Source organism: Vibrio cyclitrophicus (assembly GCA_023206055.1).
GTDB classification, from domain to species: Bacteria; Pseudomonadota; Gammaproteobacteria; order Enterobacterales; family Vibrionaceae; genus Vibrio; species Vibrio cyclitrophicus_A.
On record CP065367.1, the window covers coordinates 1,198,427 to 1,215,495 of the forward strand.

Below are 17,069 nucleotides of genomic sequence, written 5' to 3' on the forward strand. Positions count from 1 at the left end.
CTCCCTTTCCCATAATAACTCACTAATTTTGCGATATTTTGTGACCTAACCGTAAAGTCGCAGCGATATTTCTTGCCGTTCTCGTTAAGTTAAGCTCTGCCTCTTGTAATACTTTTTCTAAAATTTGTGGCGATCTTACCGTTCCGAACAAGCTGCTCATTTCACCGTAAAGTGCTTCGACTTCAGTGCCTAATGACCCGGCAATCCCTATAGTCGGAATACCTTGTAAGCTCGCACGTTTAGCAATCCCATAAGGCGTTTTTCCTTGCAGAGTTTGGTTGTCCATTTGCCCTTCACCGGTAATCACAAGGTCTGCGCCTTTCAACACTTCATCGGCTTGTAGAACATCGAGCACCATCTCAATGCCGGGTTTAATCTGCATATTGAATAGCAAACCTAGCCCCATCGGCGTACCACCAGCCGCGCCATAACCAGTGCGCTTATGAACGGGTTCATCGCCACTAACACAACCCTGCATCTCAGCGACTTGAGCAAAGTTCGCAAGTGCTTTATCCAGCCTCACAACTTGTTCTGGGCTTGCCCCTTTTTGTGGGCCGAATATATGGCTAGCACCATTTTCACCACACAGCGGATTATCGACATCGCACGCGACAATCAATTCGATATCAGCACAACGTGAATCTAGATCGGAAAGATCAATAAATGCTAACTCCGCTAGCGCAACACCACCTCGATTAAGATCTTGCCCTGTATTATCTAATAGTGCTCCACCTAACGCTTGCACAATACCCGCTCCACCATCATTGATCGCACTGCCGCCTAACCCAAGAATAATGGTTTGAGCGCCCTGCTCTATCGCTTCTAATATCAGTTGCCCAGTACCGAAAGAAGAAGTAACTAAAGGATCTCGCTGGACTGGAGTCAGTAGATCCAATCCAGATGCAGCAGCAATCTCAATCAGTGCGGTTTTATTTGGATTACGGTCTGACGGTTCAAGCATTGCCCACTCTGCATTTACAAGTTCACCCAGTGGCCCTTCTACTTGGTGGGTTCGCTTCTGCCCCACTAAACCTTGCAGCAACACATCGACAGTACCTTCACCGCCATCGGCTAAAGGCAAGGTCACATAGGCAGCGTCAGGGAAGATTTCACGAAAGCCCTTTTCAATACACGCCGCCACCGATACCGCCGATAAAGATTCTTTAAACGAGTCTGGTGCAATAACAATTTTCATAGAAGTTGGCTCCAAAACTTAACGAGATCTACCAAGAAATAATTCAAAAACAACAAAACCACTATATAGAAGACAGCTCAACTGTGCGTATTTCGCTCTCTGAATTTGACCACTCCCTCAGATTTCAGCACCACTATTTTATATTCAGTAAAGTTACTGTTTGCTCGAATTTCATAATTTGACAAATTTATTCCCGCGAAATTATCGAATTTCATTCGATTTAGTCTTAGAAACCAGATCCTAAACACGCTTTTTGTTTCGCATTGCGGAATTACAAAATCTTTTTATCCCGTTTTTTAACCGCTTAACACTTATTAGAGAAAAACTTAATAAGGAAATATTTCGCAACTTTGCTCACAGAATATTTTCGGAATACCAATAATAATTCATTCCGTATTATGGAATTTAACTTATCGGAGAGCACTGATGCCTTTAGTATCTACAGAAAAACTACAACAAGAATATGAACGAATCCTTTTGGCTCGCGACATGAAACCAGAGATGGCAACCAAGCTTGCAGCGGGTTTTGTTGAAATGGCAAACGAAGGCACTTACTCACATGGCATCAACCGTTTTCCGGTATTCATTGACCAAGTAGACAAAGGCCAAATCAAATTAAATGCTGAACCAGAATGCGTTAACAGCATGGGTGCATTAGAGCAGTGGGATTGCAACTACGGACCTGGCGTACTTAATGGTCTTATCTGTGCAGAACGCGCAATGGAATTAGCGCGTGACTACGGCATTGGTATGGTCGGCATGCGTAATTCAAACCACTGGATGCGCGGCGGAGCTTACGTATTAAAAATGGCTCGTGAAGGTTTCGCAGGGATTGCATCAACAAACTCAATCGCAGTAATGCCAGCTTGGGGTGGTAAAGATCACCGTGTTGGTTCGAACCCTCTAATCATGGCAGTAGCTGGCGATCCACCTGTTGTTGTTGATTGCTCAATGACTCAATTCTCTTACGGCCAACTTCAAAATTTCGTCCTTGCTGACAAAGAACTGCCTGTCGTAGGTGGCTTTGATGACAACGGTGAACTAACCAAAGACCCACATGTACTTTGGGAGAACAAACGTCTACTTCCAATGGGCTTTTGGAAAGGGTCATCAATGGCAATCGTGCTAGACATGATGCTAACAGCCATCACTGGCGGTCACTCAGTACCTGCACTAACTGAAGATATGGGTGGTGAGTTTGGTGTATCTCAATTCCTTATCGCTATCGACCTAAGCAAGACAATGGACGAAAGCACTTACGCACAAGAAATGAAGCGCATTCGTGACTACGTACTTGAATCAGAGCCTGCAGAAACGGGCTCAGTGATGATTGCTGGTTCTGAAATTGAAAACTTCATCAAGAAACACGAAGCAGCTGGCGGCATTGAAATCAACGATGGAATTTGGGAACAGATTACGTCTCTGTAATTAGCCAAAGGTAGGGAAAGCTTTATGCAAAGTGTATTTAAGAGTATTTGGAAAAGTATCGATGTCATCATGGCGGTCATTCTGACTTGTATGATTGTACTGGTATTTACAAACGTAGTTTTACGCTACGGCTTTTCTTCTGGTCTTCGTCCCTCTGTAGAACTATCTCGCCTTGGTCTTGTATGGATTGTCATGCTCGGTGCAGCCGTTGTGCTGCGCCGAGGTGAACACCTCGCGGTTTCGGAATTTTCTGAACGACTATTCCCTAAAGCAGTACCCGTACTAAGACGTATTTGTTGGGTAATTGTATTGATATCAGTCGGCATGCTTTACGTCGGTTCATACCGTCAAATGATGTCGAATTGGTCAGATATTTCTCAACTAACAGGGCTTCCTTCAGCGTTATTTTACTTAGCTGGCGTGGTGTCAGGCGTGTTAATGGGTGTGATTGCCTTTGTGCGAATCTTCAAACCAGACTGGCAGCTAGATAGCTTAGAAGAGGAGAAAGAATAATGACGTTAGCCATTTTCTTATCGGTATTGATTGTCTCAATCTTACTTGGTCTTCCTGTCGCATTTGCACTGTTGTTATCTTCAATGGCGTTGATGCTTCATATGGACTTCTTTAGTGCAGACATTCTTGCGCAGTCTTTAATTAATGGTGTCGACAGCTTCACTCTGCTTGCCATCCCATTCTTCCTTATTGCAGGTGAAGTAATGGCATCGGGAGGTTTGTCACAGCGTATTGTTCGACTAGCGACTACGTATGTCGGTCACCGCCAAGGTGGTTTGGGTTACGTAGCCATCATGACTTCGGTATTACTTGCAGGCCTTTCAGGCTCAGCGGTAGCAGATGCCGCAGCCTTGGTAAGTATTCTTTACCCAATGATGAAAGCAGCCAAATACCCAGAAGCACCTTCAATGGGTCTATTGGCATCCGGCGGTATCATCGCACCTGTTATTCCACCTTCAATCCCTCTGATTTTGGTTGGTGTTGCTGGCGGTATCTCAATTAAAAACCTATTCCTAGGCGGTATTGTTCCAGGCCTGTTGATGGGTATGACATTGATGTTTGTTTGGCGTTGGACGGTTCGTAAAGAAAATCTAGCGACCTCAGAAAAAGCGACAAAAGCAGAAAAGCGCGCAGCACTGAAAGATGGTGTTTGGGCATTGATGCTGCCAGTCATCATCATTGTTGGTATTCGCTTTGGTATTTTCACCCCAACAGAAGCGGCAGTCGTTGCGGCGGCATACGCAATCTTTATCTCTACGTTTGTGTACAAAGAACTCACCATTAAGAAGTTCTATCACATCGTACTGAACGCAGGTCGTTCGACCGCAATGGTAATGTTCTTAGTAGGTTGTGCAATGGTTGCAGCTTGGCTAATTACTGTTGCTCAACTTCCTCAACAACTCGCAGAAATGTTAGGTCCACTAGTGGATAGCCCTCGTCTACTCATGGCAGTGATTATGTTGCTTGTGCTGTGTGTTGGCATGGTTATGGACTTGAGCCCAACAATTCTGATTCTTGTACCTCTATTAATGCCTGTCATCAAGATGGCTGGGATTGACCCAACGTACTTCGGACTGTTGTTCGTTATTAACTGTTCAATTGGTCTGATTACGCCTCCTGTAGGCACCGTACTGAACGTAGTGTGTGGTGTAGCTAGAGTTCCTATGTCTACGGCTGTGAAAGGTGTATTGCCATTCATCGCTGCGTACATGGCTCTGCTCACACTGTTTGTCATCTTCCCAAGCATTATCACTGTGCCAATGTCGTTTGTCATTGGTTAATCCTCGACGGAGAAAATAATAATGAAAACCCTACTAAAACTTACGTTACTTGCTTCAACGATTGCATTGAGCTCAAACGCGCTTGCAACAACCACTCTAAAACTGGCGCACGCTGCACCAGAGTCAGATTTGCAACAAGACCTATCTTTGTTCTTTAAGAAAGAAGTAGAAGCTCGTTCAAACGGCGAAATCAAAGTAAACGTATACCCACAAGGTCAACTGGGCAGTGATAAGCAGATGATCGACGGTTCACGCGCAGGCATCGTTGATTTAGCGATGGTTGGCCTAAACAACTACAACGGTTTAATGCCTGAATCAGCAGCATTCACACTGCCATTCATGTTTCCAGATCGTCAAACAGCGTACAAAGTACTAGACGGCGAGCCGGGTAAAGAAGTGCTAGCGAACTTCGAGAAATTCGGTCTTAAAGGTCTTGGTTTCCCAGAAAATGGTTACCGCAACATGACCAACAACGAGAAACCAATTCGTCTACCTTCAGATGTCAAAGGCCTACAAATGCGTGTTAACGGCTCGAAAGCGCTAAATGACATGTTCAATGAGCTAGGAGCTAACCCCCAGCAACTTCCAGTATCTGAACTTTATACTGCACTTGAAACAGGCGTTGTTGACTCTCAAGACCACCCAATTTCTGTAACGCTGTCTTTCAAGTTTGATGAAGTACAAAAGTACCTAAGCCTTACACAACACGCTTACTCGCCTCTGGTTCTTACTATGAACCTACGTAAGTTCGACAAGCTAACTGAGGAAGAGCAAAAAATCATCGAAGAGGTTTCTGCTGAAGCCGTGGCAATGCAGCGAGAGCTAAGCATCCAGAAAGAAGACAAGATGATTGCTCAACTAGAAGCAAACGGTATGCAAGTAAACCGCGACGTTGATGGTGCGGCTTTCCAACAGGCGATTCAGCCAGTATGGAGCGCTTACATCGAGAAAAATGGCGATGTCATGATTAACAAGATCAAGCTAGCCACTAAGTAACGCGATTGAGTGCGATTGCCTAGCGCGTTTTTGGCTAAGAATTTAGCTAGGCAATCAACTCGTACTTCACCTCAATACAACATAGGCAAATACCATGTCTCAAGAAACAAACACGTATCAAGAATTAAAAGAACGAGTGTTCGCAGCAAACTTACAACTTCCTAAATATGGCTTAGTTACTTTCACATGGGGCAATGTCTCTGAGATTGACCGCGAACGCGGCGTTATTGCCATCAAACCATCTGGTGTGGAATACGATGTAATGACGGCAGATGACATCGTTGTTCTCGATTTAGAAGGCAACCGCCTTGAAGGCAAGCTGAACCCTTCAAGCGACACGGCTACGCACATTGAGCTTTACAAAGCCTTCCCAACCATTGGCGGCATCGTTCACACACACTCTCGTAATGCAACAATCTGGGCACAAGCCGGCCGAGACATTCCAGCGCTTGGAACCACACACGCCGATTACTTCTACGGTGATGTACCTTGTACTCGCCTGCTAACAAAAGCTGAGATTGAGTCGGATTATGAGAAAAACACAGGCTTAGTGATCATCGAAGAATTCAACCAACGTGATATCGACCCGCAAGCAATGCCAGGTGTCATCATCGCAGGCCACGCACCATTTACATGGGGCAAGGATGGTTCAGATGCCGTGCACAATGCAGTGGTAATGGAAGAGATTGCAGCCATGGCAACAGCCACTCGCGCTATCAGTCCAGAAGTAGCGATCCAACCTGAGCTGCTAGATAAACACTACAACCGTAAACACGGCAAGAACTCATACTACGGACAGAAGTAAGGCCTCGCACATGCATAAGTCATCACCGCATAAGTCCTATAAACATAAATTGGATAAGCACAAGCTATTGGCGTTAGATCTCGATGGGACGGTGCTCAACTCGCAGCACACTATTAGCCAAGAGTTAGTCGAAGCCATCAAGCAAGTCGCTCAACACACTCATGTGGTTATCGTTACGGGTCGCCATCATGTCGCGGCAAAACCTTATTACGATCAGCTTGGTTTATCGACTCCAATAATTTGTTGCAATGGCACTTACATCTTTGATTACCAGAACGATACGGTCATTCAAGAAAACGCAATCGACAAAGAAATTGCGGCTGAGTTTATCACCCTATCTCAAGCTCATGATCTGAAGATGGTGATGTATGTGCGTGATGCAATGCTCTACTCGAGAGCACGCCCTATTGAATACATGGAAGCGCTACTGACGTGGTCTCAAACCTTTCCAGAAAGCCAGCGACCAAACATTCAAAAGGTCGACGACTTCCAACATGAAGCACAAATTTCAGAGTATGTGTGGAAGTTTGTCGTTGAAGGTGAAGTAAACACATTCGCAGAGATGCCTTTTGTGAAAGAGAACTTCAACGGCGAACGATCTTGGATCGATCGCGTCGATTTCGCAGCGAAAGGAAACAGCAAAGGCAATGCGTTGACTTGCTACATCGAACCTCTAGGCATCAATCTAGACGAGTGCATCGCCGTAGGAGACAACCATAACGATATCTCAATGCTTAAGGCCGTTGGTCTCGGCGTTGCGATGCAAAATGCCGACGATACGGTAAAGGGTGCTGCCAACCTGATCACACAAAAAAATAACGATGATGAGACAGGGCTCGCGGAACTCTTACACCGCTTATTTACCTAACCTGCGCGTTTCTTGATAGCCGTTTATTTTATAAGAGAATTTTATGTTAGTCGGAAATACTCAACTTACTCAAATCAGCAAATCGTATCCTGTCGTTATTCAAAACGTGCTTGAATACTTGAACAGCATCGACAAAGAACAACTCGCTCTAGGTCGCCATGAGCTGCCAGGTTTTGATTCAAAACAAGCATGGTATGTTGTACTGGAATACGACAAAGAGCCACTAGGTAACTTCCAACCTGAAGTCCATAAATACCATTCTGACCTGCAGATCGTTCTGGAAGGTTCTGAAGTGATGGCTTGGGCAGTCGATACAGGCGAACACAGCAACGCACAGCCTTACAACCAAGAACGTGATCTTCAATTCTACGAATATCCGGGAATTGAACTGAGCTTCATCCATGCAAAACGCAATCAATTTTATTTGTTCACGCCAAATATTGTACACATCACCAATATTGAAAATGATGACAGCCAACCAGTAAGAAAACTGGTGGTGAAGATTCACAACGATTTACTGGAAGCCAAATAATGAATTACTACATCGGAATTGATTCTGGCGGCACTTTTATGAAAGCCGCGTTGTTTAACGCAAAAGGTGAGCAACAAGGCCTTGCTCGCGTATCGGCGAGCGTCATTAACGAGAAGCAAGGCTGGGTAGAGCGTGACCTCGATGCCTTATGGGGAAACGCGGTCGACGTCATTAAACAGCTTCTAGATACCACAAAAGTCGATCCATTAGACATCAAAGGTTTAAGCATTTCAGCCCAAGGCAAAGGCGTTTACCTGCTTGATAAAAAGGGACAAAACCTTGGTCATGGCATTATGTCTTCAGACTCGCGTTCGCTGCCCATTGTTAAAGAGTGGCTAGAGCAAGGTAAAGCACAAGAGATCTACCCAACCACACTGCAAACACTTTGGACAGGTCACCCGGTTTCTATCATTCGTTGGATCAAAGACAACGATGCAGAGCGTTATAACAACATTGGCGCAGTGATGATGTCTCACGACTATCTTCGCTATCGTTTAACGGGCGAAGTGGCCGCAGAACTGACCAATATTTCAGAAAGTAACTTTTTCAACGCCATTACTAGTAAGTATGACAAAGCCCTTCTAAAAACATTTGGTATCGAAGAAATTTGGGATTCGCTCCCTCCGGTAGTGAAACCTCAGCAACAAGCAGGGAAAATCACAGCAGCAGTATCAAAAGAGACAGGCCTTGCACTTGGAACACCTGTATTTGGCGGGTTGTTTGATGTGGTATCAACCGCGATCTGTTCTGGAATCAACTCTTCTGAAGACACACTGAATTACGTAATGGGCACTTGGGCGGTCACATCTGGAATCTCAAAGCAAGTGACTCAAGAAGCGCACAACTTTGTCTATGGCCATTACGCTGTCGATGGTGAATACATCATTCATGAAGCAAGCCCTACCTCTGCAGGCAATTATGAATGGTTCGCCGATTACCTTGGTGACAATGGTCAACTCGACCACCAGCAAAACCAAGCATTAGTTGAAGCATTAGACACGGCATCAAGCAGCCTCTATTTCGTGCCATTTCTTTACGGTTCTAACCAAGGTCTCGGCTTGAAGTCAGGCTTCTACGGGCTGCAATCGCACCATACAAAAGGTCACCTGATTCAAGCCATTTGGGAAGGTATTTTGTTCTGTCACAACATACACCTTGAACGTATGCGTCAGCGTTTTCCGAAAGCAAACGTATTGAAAGTGACCGGCGGCCCAGCGTCTAGCTCGGTATGGATGCAAATGCTGGCTGACCTAACCGGTATGACGGTTGAAATATCAGACGTTGATGAAACGGGCTCATTAGGCGCAGCCATGATGGCGATGGTGGGAGCTGGCGAATTCACATCACTAGAAGAATGCACGCAAGCCATTACCAATTCTGCATCACGTGTTGAACCAAACCCTGAACATTACGACCTATACCAAACAAAATATAAGCACTATCAAAGACTGGTGCAGTTGTTCAAACAATTTGAGGATGAAATGAATGTCTAAGCCCTTATTACAAATGGCACTTGATGCCACTGATATCGACACTGCATTAGCCTCAATAGAGCATGTTGCAGATAAGTTAGATGTGATTGAAATCGGGACGATTTTAGCCTTCGCCCACGGCGTAGATAGCGTAAGAATCCTACGAGAAAAATACCCAAGCCACATCATTGTGTGTGATATGAAAATCACCGATGCCAGCGCTATTTTAACGCGTCTAGCAATGGAAGCGGGTGCCAACTGGGTAACCGTGAGTGCAGCGGCTCATATCGAAACAATACGTTCAGCCAAAAAAGTGACTGACGAATTTGGTGGCGAAGTACAAATTGAGCTCTATGGACACTGGACTCTAGACGACGCAAGAGCATGGGTCGACATGGGTATTAAACAAGCAATTTATCACCGCTCACGTGATGCCGAGCTCGCAGGAGTGAGCTGGACCGAAGAAGATTTGATAAAAATGCAGAAATTATCGGATATTGGAATTGAACTATCCATAACTGGTGGTATTGTGCCAGACGATCTGCATTTGTTTAAGAATCTGTCTGCAAAGTCATTTATTGCTGGTCGTGCATTAGCCGGTAGCAATGGCCGTGACATCGCAGAAAACTTCCATACTGAAATAGGTAAACACTGGTAGCACATATATGAGTGAGCAAATTAAATCGTTGTCTAAAGCACTGACCGTATTGGAATTCCTTGGGAACTACCCGAATGGCGTTTCTCTACAAAAAGTGTCTGAAGGGACAGGCTTCAACAAGTCTTCTGTCCACCGTATTTTAGCGACGTTTGAAGCCTCTGGTTATGTTGCTCAAATGTGTTCAGGTAAAGAATATCGCTTAACAATGAAGTTGGTTCAGCTAGGACATGCTGCTATCAACTCTGATGTCACTGGCACGGTTAAGCCATATCTATCTGAACTGCTCGACGATGTGAATGAAACGGTAAACTTTCTCTCTTTTGATGCTGACAACATCATTTTTAAAGATAAGTTCGAACCTGTTAACTCTGCCTTTAGAACTCGAACCTACGTAGGGCTACATTCACCAATGTACTGCTCTGCTGCAGGTAAATGTTACCTCGCATTCAGCTCAGAGAGCGTTCGAGAAACCTACTGGCAACGCAATGTCAGCACGATGAAACCGTTAACTGAGAATACGATTCTCGATAAGTCTCAGTTTTTTGATGTTCTCGATAAAATCAAAGCGCGTGGTTATGCGCTCGATGATGAAGAGAACGAAGCGGGTATCTCTTGTGTTGCTGTTCCTATTTTTGACAAGAACAAATCTCCTGTATACGCGGTAAGTGTCTCGTCGCTTACGCCCAAAATGAAAGCACTCGGCTACGAAGAAATTGCTAGCAGAATTCAAGACATTACAACGCGTATAGAACAACAACTCTTTTAAGGAAAAAGAATGTTTGATTCTAAAAACAAATTCAGATTAGGTATTTACGAAAAAGCGATGCCAACTTCCCTGACATGGGAAGAGCGTTTGATTCATGCGAAAGAAGCGGGCTTCGATTTTGTAGAAATTTCTGTCGATGAGACCGATGAGCGACGTGCTCGTTTGGATTGGTCTGATGAAGAAATTTACGAGCTTCGTCGCCTTTGTGAAAAGCACCAAATGCCTTTCCAATCGATGTGTTTAAGCGCGCATCGTAAATTCCCGTTTGGCTCTATGGATGAAGCTATTCGCACTGAATCGCTGATCATTATGGAGAAAGCGATTTCATTAGCATACAAACTGGGTATTCGTTGTATTCAAATGGCGGGCTACGACGTGTATTACGAGCCACAATCGGCTACAACTCACGCTCGCTTCATTGAAGGCATGCAACAAGCCACCAAAATGGCGGAGCGTGCAGGTATCATGTTAGGTGTGGAGATCATGGATACCCCGTACCTTAACTCTCTGAGCAAATTTGAAGTACTTAAGCGTGAAATCCCATCACCTTACTTCATGGCTTACCCAGACGTAGGTAATATTTCTGGTTGGAACTACGACGTGTGTACCGAGCTAAAATTGAGCCGCGATCACCTAGTACAAGTCCACCTTAAAGACACGCTACGAGTTTCAGAAACCTGTAAAGGTCAGTTCAGAGATCTGGTGATTGGTGAAGGCCAAGTCGACTTCCCTGCTATTTTCAAAACACTCGCTGAAATTGATTACAGCGCACCATTAGTGATTGAAATGTGGGCTCAAAATGACAACTGGTTAGACGATATCAAACAAGCAAAAGCAACGTTGAAATCTATCGCTAACCAATCTGGCTTTGAACTGTAAGGAAACGACCATGACAATTTTTCGCACCGCTTTTTTCGAAGCTGATTTAACTGAAGAACAAAAACAAGACTTCTACCAATACATGGAAAACGAGGTCGCGCCTATTATTCGCACATTTCCGAATAACCAAGGGTTAACGCTGAATAAGCCTGAAGCGATTGAAGCTGAAAGCCATAAAAACCTGCTGCTTATGATGCAACACAGTTACGAAAACGAGTCAGCAATGGCTGCTGCTTTAGATTCTGAGCAACGAATCAAAAGTATGCATGCGACCAAAGTGATTATTGAGAAATACAACATTCATGTTCATCACATCAATTTTGTACGTGATTAACGGCTGAATAGGCAATACACCGTAAAGTCTCAATCGAAAAGCAGAAGATCATCTTCTGCTTTTTTTATCGCTATTGATAAGGAATCACTATGAGAGTATTCCCGTTAAAAGACGTCCCACTGGTCTTACTGTCTTTGATCTTTTTTATCTGGGGACTCATTACCGTTTCAAGTAACTCCCTAATTCCCTATTACAAAGAAGCTTTCTCTCTCGATTATAAAATGGCGATGCTCTTTCCCATGGCCTTTTTTATTACGCGAATAACCGTATCGCTTCCTACGTCATTTGTGATGGCGAAAGTGGGTTATAGAAGTACATTGAAGTTCTGTTTAATGTGGTGCCTTTTCGGCTGCCTAGCCATGGCATATTTGGTCCGAGGAGAACAACTGCTTTCAACCCTGCTTGGTATCTTGTTGATGGCCTCAGGAGTATCGGCCATTCAAGTTGTGAGTTCACCTTATGTATCACTACTCTCGACACCTGATAAGAGCGTTATACGTCAAAGTGTGGCGACAGCATCGAACTCGGTTGGCACTGTGCTTGGCCCGTTGGTACTTACCGCAGTGATCCTCGTAGCGACAAGTTTTAACGTTGACAACACCGCTCATCAAGTTTCGTATCTGTTCTTACTCATCGCCCTGTTCTTTTTCGGCTTGCTGGTATTTTTTAGTAAAATGACGCTTCCAGATATCAAACCAAAACAGATGACTGGCTTTTGGCGAGGATTAACGCATCTAATTAAAAATCAGCAGTTTATGAAGTTAGCGTTGGTACTCTTGCTGTACATAGGTGTAGAGGTCAGTTTTGGAACCTTTACTATTACATACCTTGCCGACCAGCAATATGGCGGCCTTGGTTTGGTATCCGCAACACAGATCATCGCTCTTTATTGGATATTCATGTTTGTTGGCAGAGTACTATTCGCAAAGTTCGGCAACACAGTAAACAAACATTATCTATTCTCACTGTCTTGCGTGATAGCGGCTTTGATTAGTGCCATTGCGATGTATCAAAATCATGTTTGGATAGGCTATTTGATGCTTTTCATCGGACTGTGTAATTCAGCCCTCTACCCTATCATTTACGCACAAGCGCTACATGCGTCCGGTAAGCAAAGCTCACAAGGGGCAGCGATTCTAATCATGTGTTCAATTGGAGGGGTTATTTTGCCATTCGCACAGGCGAGCTTGATCGATGAGATATCGCTGAGCACGAGTTATATTACGCCTACATTAGCGTATCTATTGATGGTGGTTTTGTATTGGTCGAGCTTAAAATATCGTATTTGAACCATCGGTTTAGATACGTCGCTTGGCTTGAAGAAGTAAAGAAGTTTAGGGGTAATCGATAGCGAGACATTCGGCCTGATTGGCCTAGAGGTGAGAAAAAAGATACAGAGAATGGATGTAGTGCTTCTGATGTTAATTTGTGTCAGTGAGTGGCTAATCACCACCACTGATCACACTTAACGCGGGTTTATTTAAGAAATTAAACCCAAGCAGAAGCAACAAGTAGGATAATTGCACCCATGATAACGGTAGACTTAGCAAAAAATAGAACTTCATTCATTACTGAAGGTTTTGCTAGTGATGCGTTGTTTTCATTTGTGATTACTGTAGCGTTCATACTGTGTTCTCATCGTTGTGTGATCTGAGGTCAATTTTGCGCCGTTATGTGACCAAAGTCAATAATAACTGTAGTTTTATTACACAAAATCAAAACTCCAACTGAAGAGCACACCAACCAAACAACGCCTCGAAACCTCTGCTTACTCCACGTGATTTTTCATTCAATCAACATCCGTTAGATACAAAAAAAGCCCGAAGCCTGATACACAGAACACTTCGAGCCTTTGTATAGCAATAGATACACAACTTAATTCAATTGAGCTAACTCCGAGCGCATTGAATCGATAACTTGTCCATAATCTTCACTATCAAAAATAGCCGAGCCAGCGACAAACATATCCGCACCTGCTTCAGCAATCTCTTTTATGTTGTTAACTTTCACACCGCCATCAACTTCTAAGCGAATATCACGCCCAGATTCATTAATGCGTAATCTGATGGAACGTAGCTTATCAAGCGTAGTTGGGATGAAAGATTGACCGCCGAAGCCAGGGTTCACCGACATCACTAATATCAGGTCGACTTTATCCATGATGTAATCAAGATTACTCAATGGCGTTGCAGGGTTTAATACCACTCCGGCTTGGCAACCGTGCTCTTTGATTAACTGTAAAGTACGGTCAACATGCTCAGAGGCTTCTACATGAAACGTAATCATCGTCGCACCCGCCTCTGCAAATTGAGGGACCAGTTGATCAACAGGCTTCGCCATTAAATGCACGTCAATCGGCGCTGTAATTCCATAATCTCGTAGTGCTTTTAATACTGGCGCACCAAAAGTCAGGTTGGGTACATAGTGGTTATCCATAACATCAAAATGAATAACATCAGCTCCAGCAACAAGAACGCGTTCTACATCCTCACCAAGACGCGCCAAATCAGCAGAAAGAATCGAAGGTGCGATAAGATATTGTTTCATTTTTTTCCTAGTTATTTTTGTATCGTTAAATTCTATTTAGCTCGCTGGAACAAATTTAGTTATCTGCCCGTTTTCAACCATGTAGCAATCCATGCCTGCCGATGTCGCTGCGTGCTGGCCTATAATCGTATCTTCAAATACCACACAATCGTTCGGTTCAAGCTCTAACTGGCTAGCGACTTTCAGAAAAGTATCCGGGTTAGGTTTGTGATTTTCTACGTCATCTGAAGTCACAATCGTACGTATCATTGATGGGATATCGGTCGTCTTTAAAATCGCCCTTGCATGCTTGGCTTGAGCACCAGTGCCGATACCTATCTTTTTTAACTGATACTGTTGCTGTAAGAGTGCGTATGTCTCTGGAATAACATCCCCTTTGTGCTCAATAGCCTCAAAGTTAGCGATTTTGTCCGAAGTAATTTGTTGAGCATCAAGAGTTAGATCGTAACGCTTAAGGATCTCTTGAGTCACTTTTCGCGATGGCATCCCACCAAGTTGATCGAGCCACTCTTTGTCGTAGGGAATACCAAACTTCTGACAAGTTTGTTCCCACGCATGAGCATGTGCCACCATAGAATTGACCAGAGTCCCATCGAGATCAAAAATAATTCCTTTATATTTATCTAACTTTGGCATCGTCAATCTCTCATATTGTTTTGAGACTCATACTACTAATCACCATACATAAAACCTATTCATGATCGTCTTAATATGATCTTATTCAACAATCCGACAATTAAACGAATTGATGCAATAAAAGCCGTTGTTTTACTATTGAAATCATATTTTGAGCACATCTCACCCATTTTTACTTAAACCAAGTAGAGTTGCATAAATTGAAGATGATATAGTCCACGAAAATCAAATACCTTGGACACGACCATGCATTCTAGCGACATCATCAAATTGGCAAATTTAGGCGTTAATATCGAAATTTCAAAAGACTCTTCATTGCATCCTTCTGATGCGTTGGAAGTGGTAAAGATTGTTGCAGAAATCGGTAGCCAAATCGTCATCAAGAAGAAATACCACACGGACTACCTGATTCAGATGGCTGAAGTGGGCCGTGATCATGTAACGATCGCTGTTTAAGCTCAGCCACTATTTCGAAATTGACATAACCTCAGCTGCTTTAAATAGCTTAAAGTGCCGAGTTGATATAAAAATGCAGCATATTGGGGGCAATATGCTGCATTTTCTCTTTTCGTTAGGAGCATCGAGAACGCAAAGAGAAACCCGTTAATCATTCTAGGTAGAGTTAGTGGTCAAACAACATCGGAACACCCGTTTGAACACAAACTTCATTCAAACGTTTTTGTGCCGTCAGTATATTCTCTTTCCAGCGTTCATCTTGAGCCCACATCTCGATCACGAGTGGTACAACGCACTCAGTCTCTTTCAACGTTTCAAAAATAGCATTGAAGTCAACTTCACCATCACCAATCACTAAGTCTCGAAACTGCCCTTTGTACTCGTCAGTCACTTTATATGTGTCTTTGAGGTGGATCTGAGTGATATGAGGCTTACTCAGTTTTAGCTCAGTCACTATGTCGTAATTCCAACCAGAGATATTACCCACATCCGGATACGCCGTGAAATACGGTGAATTGACTTCACGACTCAGCACTTCAAATTTGCTCAAGGAGTTCAAGTAATCGGTATCCATGATTTCCACAGCAAGCATTACGCCCGACCTTTCAGCCAACTGCGCCGAAAGCTTCATTCCTTCAATGAACCTCTGGTGAGTCACTTTATCAGCAGGTTCGTAGTAGACGTCATAGCCAGCCAGTTGTATGGTGCGAATACCCAATTTGTAAGCCAACGAGATAGCCTTCTCCATATGAATGACCGCTTGTTCACGAATCGCCGGATCTGCTGAACCAAATGGGAACTTACGATGCGCGCTTAAACACATGGATTGCAGAGGTACGCCGTGCTTTTCACACAGGCGACGTAAGGCATATATTTCCTCGTCATTCCAATCCAAACGGCTACGGCGCCCGTCTGATTCATCTACCGATATCTCAAGAAAATCAAAGCCGAGTTCTTTGGTTGTTGCCAGCTTATCTTCCCAGCTAAGTTCGTTAGGTAGGGCCTTTTCATAAAGCCCTACACGGTGGCGTAACAAGTTTTGATACATAACGCCTCCTAGTTCCAGTAGCGATCGATCTGAGCTTTTAGTGCTTCTGCTGTTTCTTTACCTTTGTCACCCGCAAGTGCACGGCCTGCGATAAAGGTTTTCGCTTTAATGCCTTCAAATAGGTAAAGGTCTTCAGGCACGATGCCACCTGTGATAGAAAGCTCGATGCCCATTTCAGACAATGCACGCATCTTCACTAGATCTTCTTCTGTCCAACCCACACCGGCTAATTCAGCGTCACGAGAACGGTGGTAAATCGCTTGTGAAATACCTAGGTCTACCCAAGATTGAGCGTCGTCCATTGTCCAATTACCGTAAATTTCGATTTGGATTTCACCGTTAAATTCATCGGCTACTTTCTTACATGCACCAATAGTCGCGATGTGTGCAGCAGCAGAAACAGTAATCCAATCAGCACCGGCTTCGAATGCCATGCGAGCCAAAATAGCGCCACCATCTGTTGTTTTCATATCGCACACAAGAATATGGTCTGGGTGATTTTTACGAAGCGTAGAAACCGCCGTCATCCCTTCTGCAAAAGCCAAAATAGTGCCTACTTCAATCACATCAACAAAGCTTTCAACGTTGTTTGCCACTTCAATGGCAGCAGGAAGATTAGTTTGGTCTAGGGCGATCTGAATCATTGGTTTAGTCAT

Annotated in this window: 20 protein-coding genes; 14 read left to right on the forward strand and 6 right to left on the reverse strand. The window is 44.0% G+C overall.

The window, feature by feature from the left end:
- Positions 1-22 precede the first annotated feature (22 nt).
- Positions 23-1,195 (reverse strand): glycerate kinase, encoded by a 1,173-nt coding sequence (locus ITG09_20860; protein ID UPR53840.1) that lies wholly within the window; start codon positions 1,193-1,195, stop codon positions 23-25.
- Between the two features lie 426 nt (positions 1,196-1,621).
- Here ITG09_20860 and yiaK point away from each other — a divergent pair, with 426 nt between their 5' ends.
- The 13 genes from yiaK to ITG09_20925 all read left to right on the forward strand — a co-directional run bounded on the left by yiaK (position 1,622) and on the right by ITG09_20925 (position 13,015).
- A complete protein-coding gene (gene yiaK / locus ITG09_20865) occupies positions 1,622-2,623 on the forward strand; it encodes a 3-dehydro-L-gulonate 2-dehydrogenase (GenBank protein UPR53841.1) in 1,002 nt (333 codons plus the stop codon).
- Between the two features lie 24 nt (positions 2,624-2,647).
- Positions 2,648-3,136: a TRAP transporter small permease gene (locus ITG09_20870; protein ID UPR53842.1), complete on the forward strand. Its 489-nt coding sequence runs from the start codon at positions 2,648-2,650 to the stop codon at positions 3,134-3,136.
- Complete coding sequence (locus ITG09_20875) at positions 3,136-4,416, forward strand: TRAP transporter large permease subunit (GenBank protein ID UPR53843.1); 1,281 nt, start codon at positions 3,136-3,138, stop codon at positions 4,414-4,416. The genes ITG09_20870 and ITG09_20875 overlap by 1 nt, the downstream gene beginning before the upstream one ends.
- A gap of 21 nt (positions 4,417-4,437) precedes the next feature.
- Positions 4,438-5,412: a DctP family TRAP transporter solute-binding subunit gene (locus ITG09_20880; GenBank protein UPR53844.1), complete on the forward strand. Its 975-nt coding sequence runs from the start codon at positions 4,438-4,440 to the stop codon at positions 5,410-5,412.
- A gap of 94 nt (positions 5,413-5,506) precedes the next feature.
- Positions 5,507-6,217, forward strand: a complete 711-nt coding sequence (locus ITG09_20885; protein ID UPR53845.1) for an L-ribulose-5-phosphate 4-epimerase — start codon at positions 5,507-5,509, stop codon at positions 6,215-6,217.
- Positions 6,218-6,227: 10 nt separating this feature from the next.
- Positions 6,228-7,085: a Cof-type HAD-IIB family hydrolase gene (locus tag ITG09_20890; GenBank protein ID UPR53846.1), complete on the forward strand. Its 858-nt coding sequence runs from the start codon at positions 6,228-6,230 to the stop codon at positions 7,083-7,085.
- A 43-nt stretch (positions 7,086-7,128) separates the two neighbouring features.
- Positions 7,129-7,617 carry a YhcH/YjgK/YiaL family protein gene (locus ITG09_20895; protein ID UPR53847.1) on the forward strand — a complete coding sequence of 163 codons (489 nt, stop codon included), beginning with the start codon at positions 7,129-7,131 and terminating at the stop codon, positions 7,615-7,617.
- A complete protein-coding gene (locus ITG09_20900; GenBank protein ID UPR53848.1) occupies positions 7,617-9,110 on the forward strand; it encodes a carbohydrate kinase in 1,494 nt (497 codons plus the stop codon). Before ITG09_20895 ends, ITG09_20900 begins: the two co-directional genes overlap by 1 nt.
- Positions 9,103-9,747 (forward strand): 3-keto-L-gulonate-6-phosphate decarboxylase UlaD, encoded by a 645-nt coding sequence (locus tag ITG09_20905; GenBank protein UPR53849.1) that lies wholly within the window; start codon positions 9,103-9,105, stop codon positions 9,745-9,747. The genes ITG09_20900 and ITG09_20905 overlap by 8 nt, the downstream gene beginning before the upstream one ends.
- A gap of 7 nt (positions 9,748-9,754) precedes the next feature.
- Positions 9,755-10,513: an IclR family transcriptional regulator gene (locus tag ITG09_20910; GenBank protein ID UPR53850.1), complete on the forward strand. Its 759-nt coding sequence runs from the start codon at positions 9,755-9,757 to the stop codon at positions 10,511-10,513.
- Positions 10,514-10,522: 9 nt separating this feature from the next.
- Complete coding sequence (locus ITG09_20915; GenBank protein ID UPR53851.1) at positions 10,523-11,392, forward strand: L-ribulose-5-phosphate 3-epimerase; 870 nt, start codon at positions 10,523-10,525, stop codon at positions 11,390-11,392.
- A 10-nt stretch (positions 11,393-11,402) separates the two neighbouring features.
- Positions 11,403-11,726, forward strand: coding sequence for a hypothetical protein (locus ITG09_20920; GenBank protein UPR53852.1), 324 nt, complete (start codon positions 11,403-11,405; stop codon positions 11,724-11,726).
- A gap of 89 nt (positions 11,727-11,815) precedes the next feature.
- Positions 11,816-13,015 carry an MFS transporter gene (locus tag ITG09_20925; protein UPR53853.1) on the forward strand — a complete coding sequence of 400 codons (1,200 nt, stop codon included), beginning with the start codon at positions 11,816-11,818 and terminating at the stop codon, positions 13,013-13,015.
- 199 nt (positions 13,016-13,214) lie between these two features.
- Here ITG09_20925 and ITG09_20930 read toward each other — a convergent pair whose 3' ends face one another.
- The 3 genes from ITG09_20930 to ITG09_20940 form a co-directional block, all read right to left on the reverse strand.
- Positions 13,215-13,352: a hypothetical protein gene (locus ITG09_20930; protein ID UPR53854.1), complete on the reverse strand. Its 138-nt coding sequence runs from the start codon at positions 13,350-13,352 to the stop codon at positions 13,215-13,217.
- Between the two features lie 249 nt (positions 13,353-13,601).
- A complete protein-coding gene (locus ITG09_20935) occupies positions 13,602-14,273 on the reverse strand; it encodes a ribulose-phosphate 3-epimerase (GenBank protein ID UPR53855.1) in 672 nt (223 codons plus the stop codon).
- A 36-nt stretch (positions 14,274-14,309) separates the two neighbouring features.
- The gene (locus ITG09_20940) at positions 14,310-14,909 is read right to left on the reverse strand and encodes a beta-phosphoglucomutase family hydrolase (protein UPR53856.1); all 600 of its coding nucleotides are present in this window, start codon (positions 14,907-14,909) and stop codon (positions 14,310-14,312) included.
- A 246-nt stretch (positions 14,910-15,155) separates the two neighbouring features.
- On the opposite strand from ITG09_20940, the gene ITG09_20945 reads away from it, so the two are divergent.
- On the forward strand, positions 15,156-15,365 hold the full coding sequence (locus tag ITG09_20945; GenBank protein UPR53857.1) for a hypothetical protein: 210 nt from the start codon (positions 15,156-15,158) through the stop codon (positions 15,363-15,365).
- Between the two features lie 166 nt (positions 15,366-15,531).
- Here the strand turns inward: ITG09_20945 and ITG09_20950 are convergent, their stop codons facing one another.
- Both ITG09_20950 and ITG09_20955 read right to left on the reverse strand, forming a co-directional pair.
- Positions 15,532-16,413: an L-ribulose-5-phosphate 3-epimerase gene (locus ITG09_20950; GenBank protein ID UPR53858.1), complete on the reverse strand. Its 882-nt coding sequence runs from the start codon at positions 16,411-16,413 to the stop codon at positions 15,532-15,534.
- Between the two features lie 8 nt (positions 16,414-16,421).
- The gene (locus tag ITG09_20955; GenBank protein UPR53859.1) at positions 16,422-17,069 is read right to left on the reverse strand and encodes a 3-keto-L-gulonate-6-phosphate decarboxylase UlaD; all 648 of its coding nucleotides are present in this window, start codon (positions 17,067-17,069) and stop codon (positions 16,422-16,424) included.

Coding starts and splice junctions, on each gene's coding strand:
- ITG09_20890 (UPR53846.1), top strand. CDS start 6,228: ATGCATAAGTCATCACCGCATAAGTCCTATAAACATAAATTGGATAAG.
- ITG09_20955 (UPR53859.1), bottom strand. CDS start 17,069: ATGACTAAACCAATGATTCAGATCGCCCTAGACCAAACTAATCTTCCT.
- ITG09_20940 (UPR53856.1), bottom strand. CDS start 14,909: ATGCCAAAGTTAGATAAATATAAAGGAATTATTTTTGATCTCGATGGG.
- ITG09_20900 (UPR53848.1), top strand. CDS start 7,617: ATGAATTACTACATCGGAATTGATTCTGGCGGCACTTTTATGAAAGCC.
- ITG09_20920 (UPR53852.1), top strand. CDS start 11,403: ATGACAATTTTTCGCACCGCTTTTTTCGAAGCTGATTTAACTGAAGAA.
- ITG09_20880 (UPR53844.1), top strand. CDS start 4,438: ATGAAAACCCTACTAAAACTTACGTTACTTGCTTCAACGATTGCATTG.
- ITG09_20910 (UPR53850.1), top strand. CDS start 9,755: ATGAGTGAGCAAATTAAATCGTTGTCTAAAGCACTGACCGTATTGGAA.
- ITG09_20930 (UPR53854.1), bottom strand. CDS start 13,352: ATGAACGCTACAGTAATCACAAATGAAAACAACGCATCACTAGCAAAA.
- ITG09_20915 (UPR53851.1), top strand. CDS start 10,523: ATGTTTGATTCTAAAAACAAATTCAGATTAGGTATTTACGAAAAAGCG.
- ITG09_20925 (UPR53853.1), top strand. CDS start 11,816: ATGAGAGTATTCCCGTTAAAAGACGTCCCACTGGTCTTACTGTCTTTG.
- ITG09_20905 (UPR53849.1), top strand. CDS start 9,103: ATGTCTAAGCCCTTATTACAAATGGCACTTGATGCCACTGATATCGAC.
- ITG09_20870 (UPR53842.1), top strand. CDS start 2,648: ATGCAAAGTGTATTTAAGAGTATTTGGAAAAGTATCGATGTCATCATG.
- ITG09_20895 (UPR53847.1), top strand. CDS start 7,129: ATGTTAGTCGGAAATACTCAACTTACTCAAATCAGCAAATCGTATCCT.
- ITG09_20885 (UPR53845.1), top strand. CDS start 5,507: ATGTCTCAAGAAACAAACACGTATCAAGAATTAAAAGAACGAGTGTTC.
- ITG09_20860 (UPR53840.1), bottom strand. CDS start 1,195: ATGAAAATTGTTATTGCACCAGACTCGTTTAAAGAATCTTTATCGGCG.
- yiaK (UPR53841.1), top strand. CDS start 1,622: ATGCCTTTAGTATCTACAGAAAAACTACAACAAGAATATGAACGAATC.
- ITG09_20945 (UPR53857.1), top strand. CDS start 15,156: ATGCATTCTAGCGACATCATCAAATTGGCAAATTTAGGCGTTAATATC.
- ITG09_20950 (UPR53858.1), bottom strand. CDS start 16,413: ATGTATCAAAACTTGTTACGCCACCGTGTAGGGCTTTATGAAAAGGCC.
- ITG09_20875 (UPR53843.1), top strand. CDS start 3,136: ATGACGTTAGCCATTTTCTTATCGGTATTGATTGTCTCAATCTTACTT.
- ITG09_20935 (UPR53855.1), bottom strand. CDS start 14,273: ATGAAACAATATCTTATCGCACCTTCGATTCTTTCTGCTGATTTGGCG.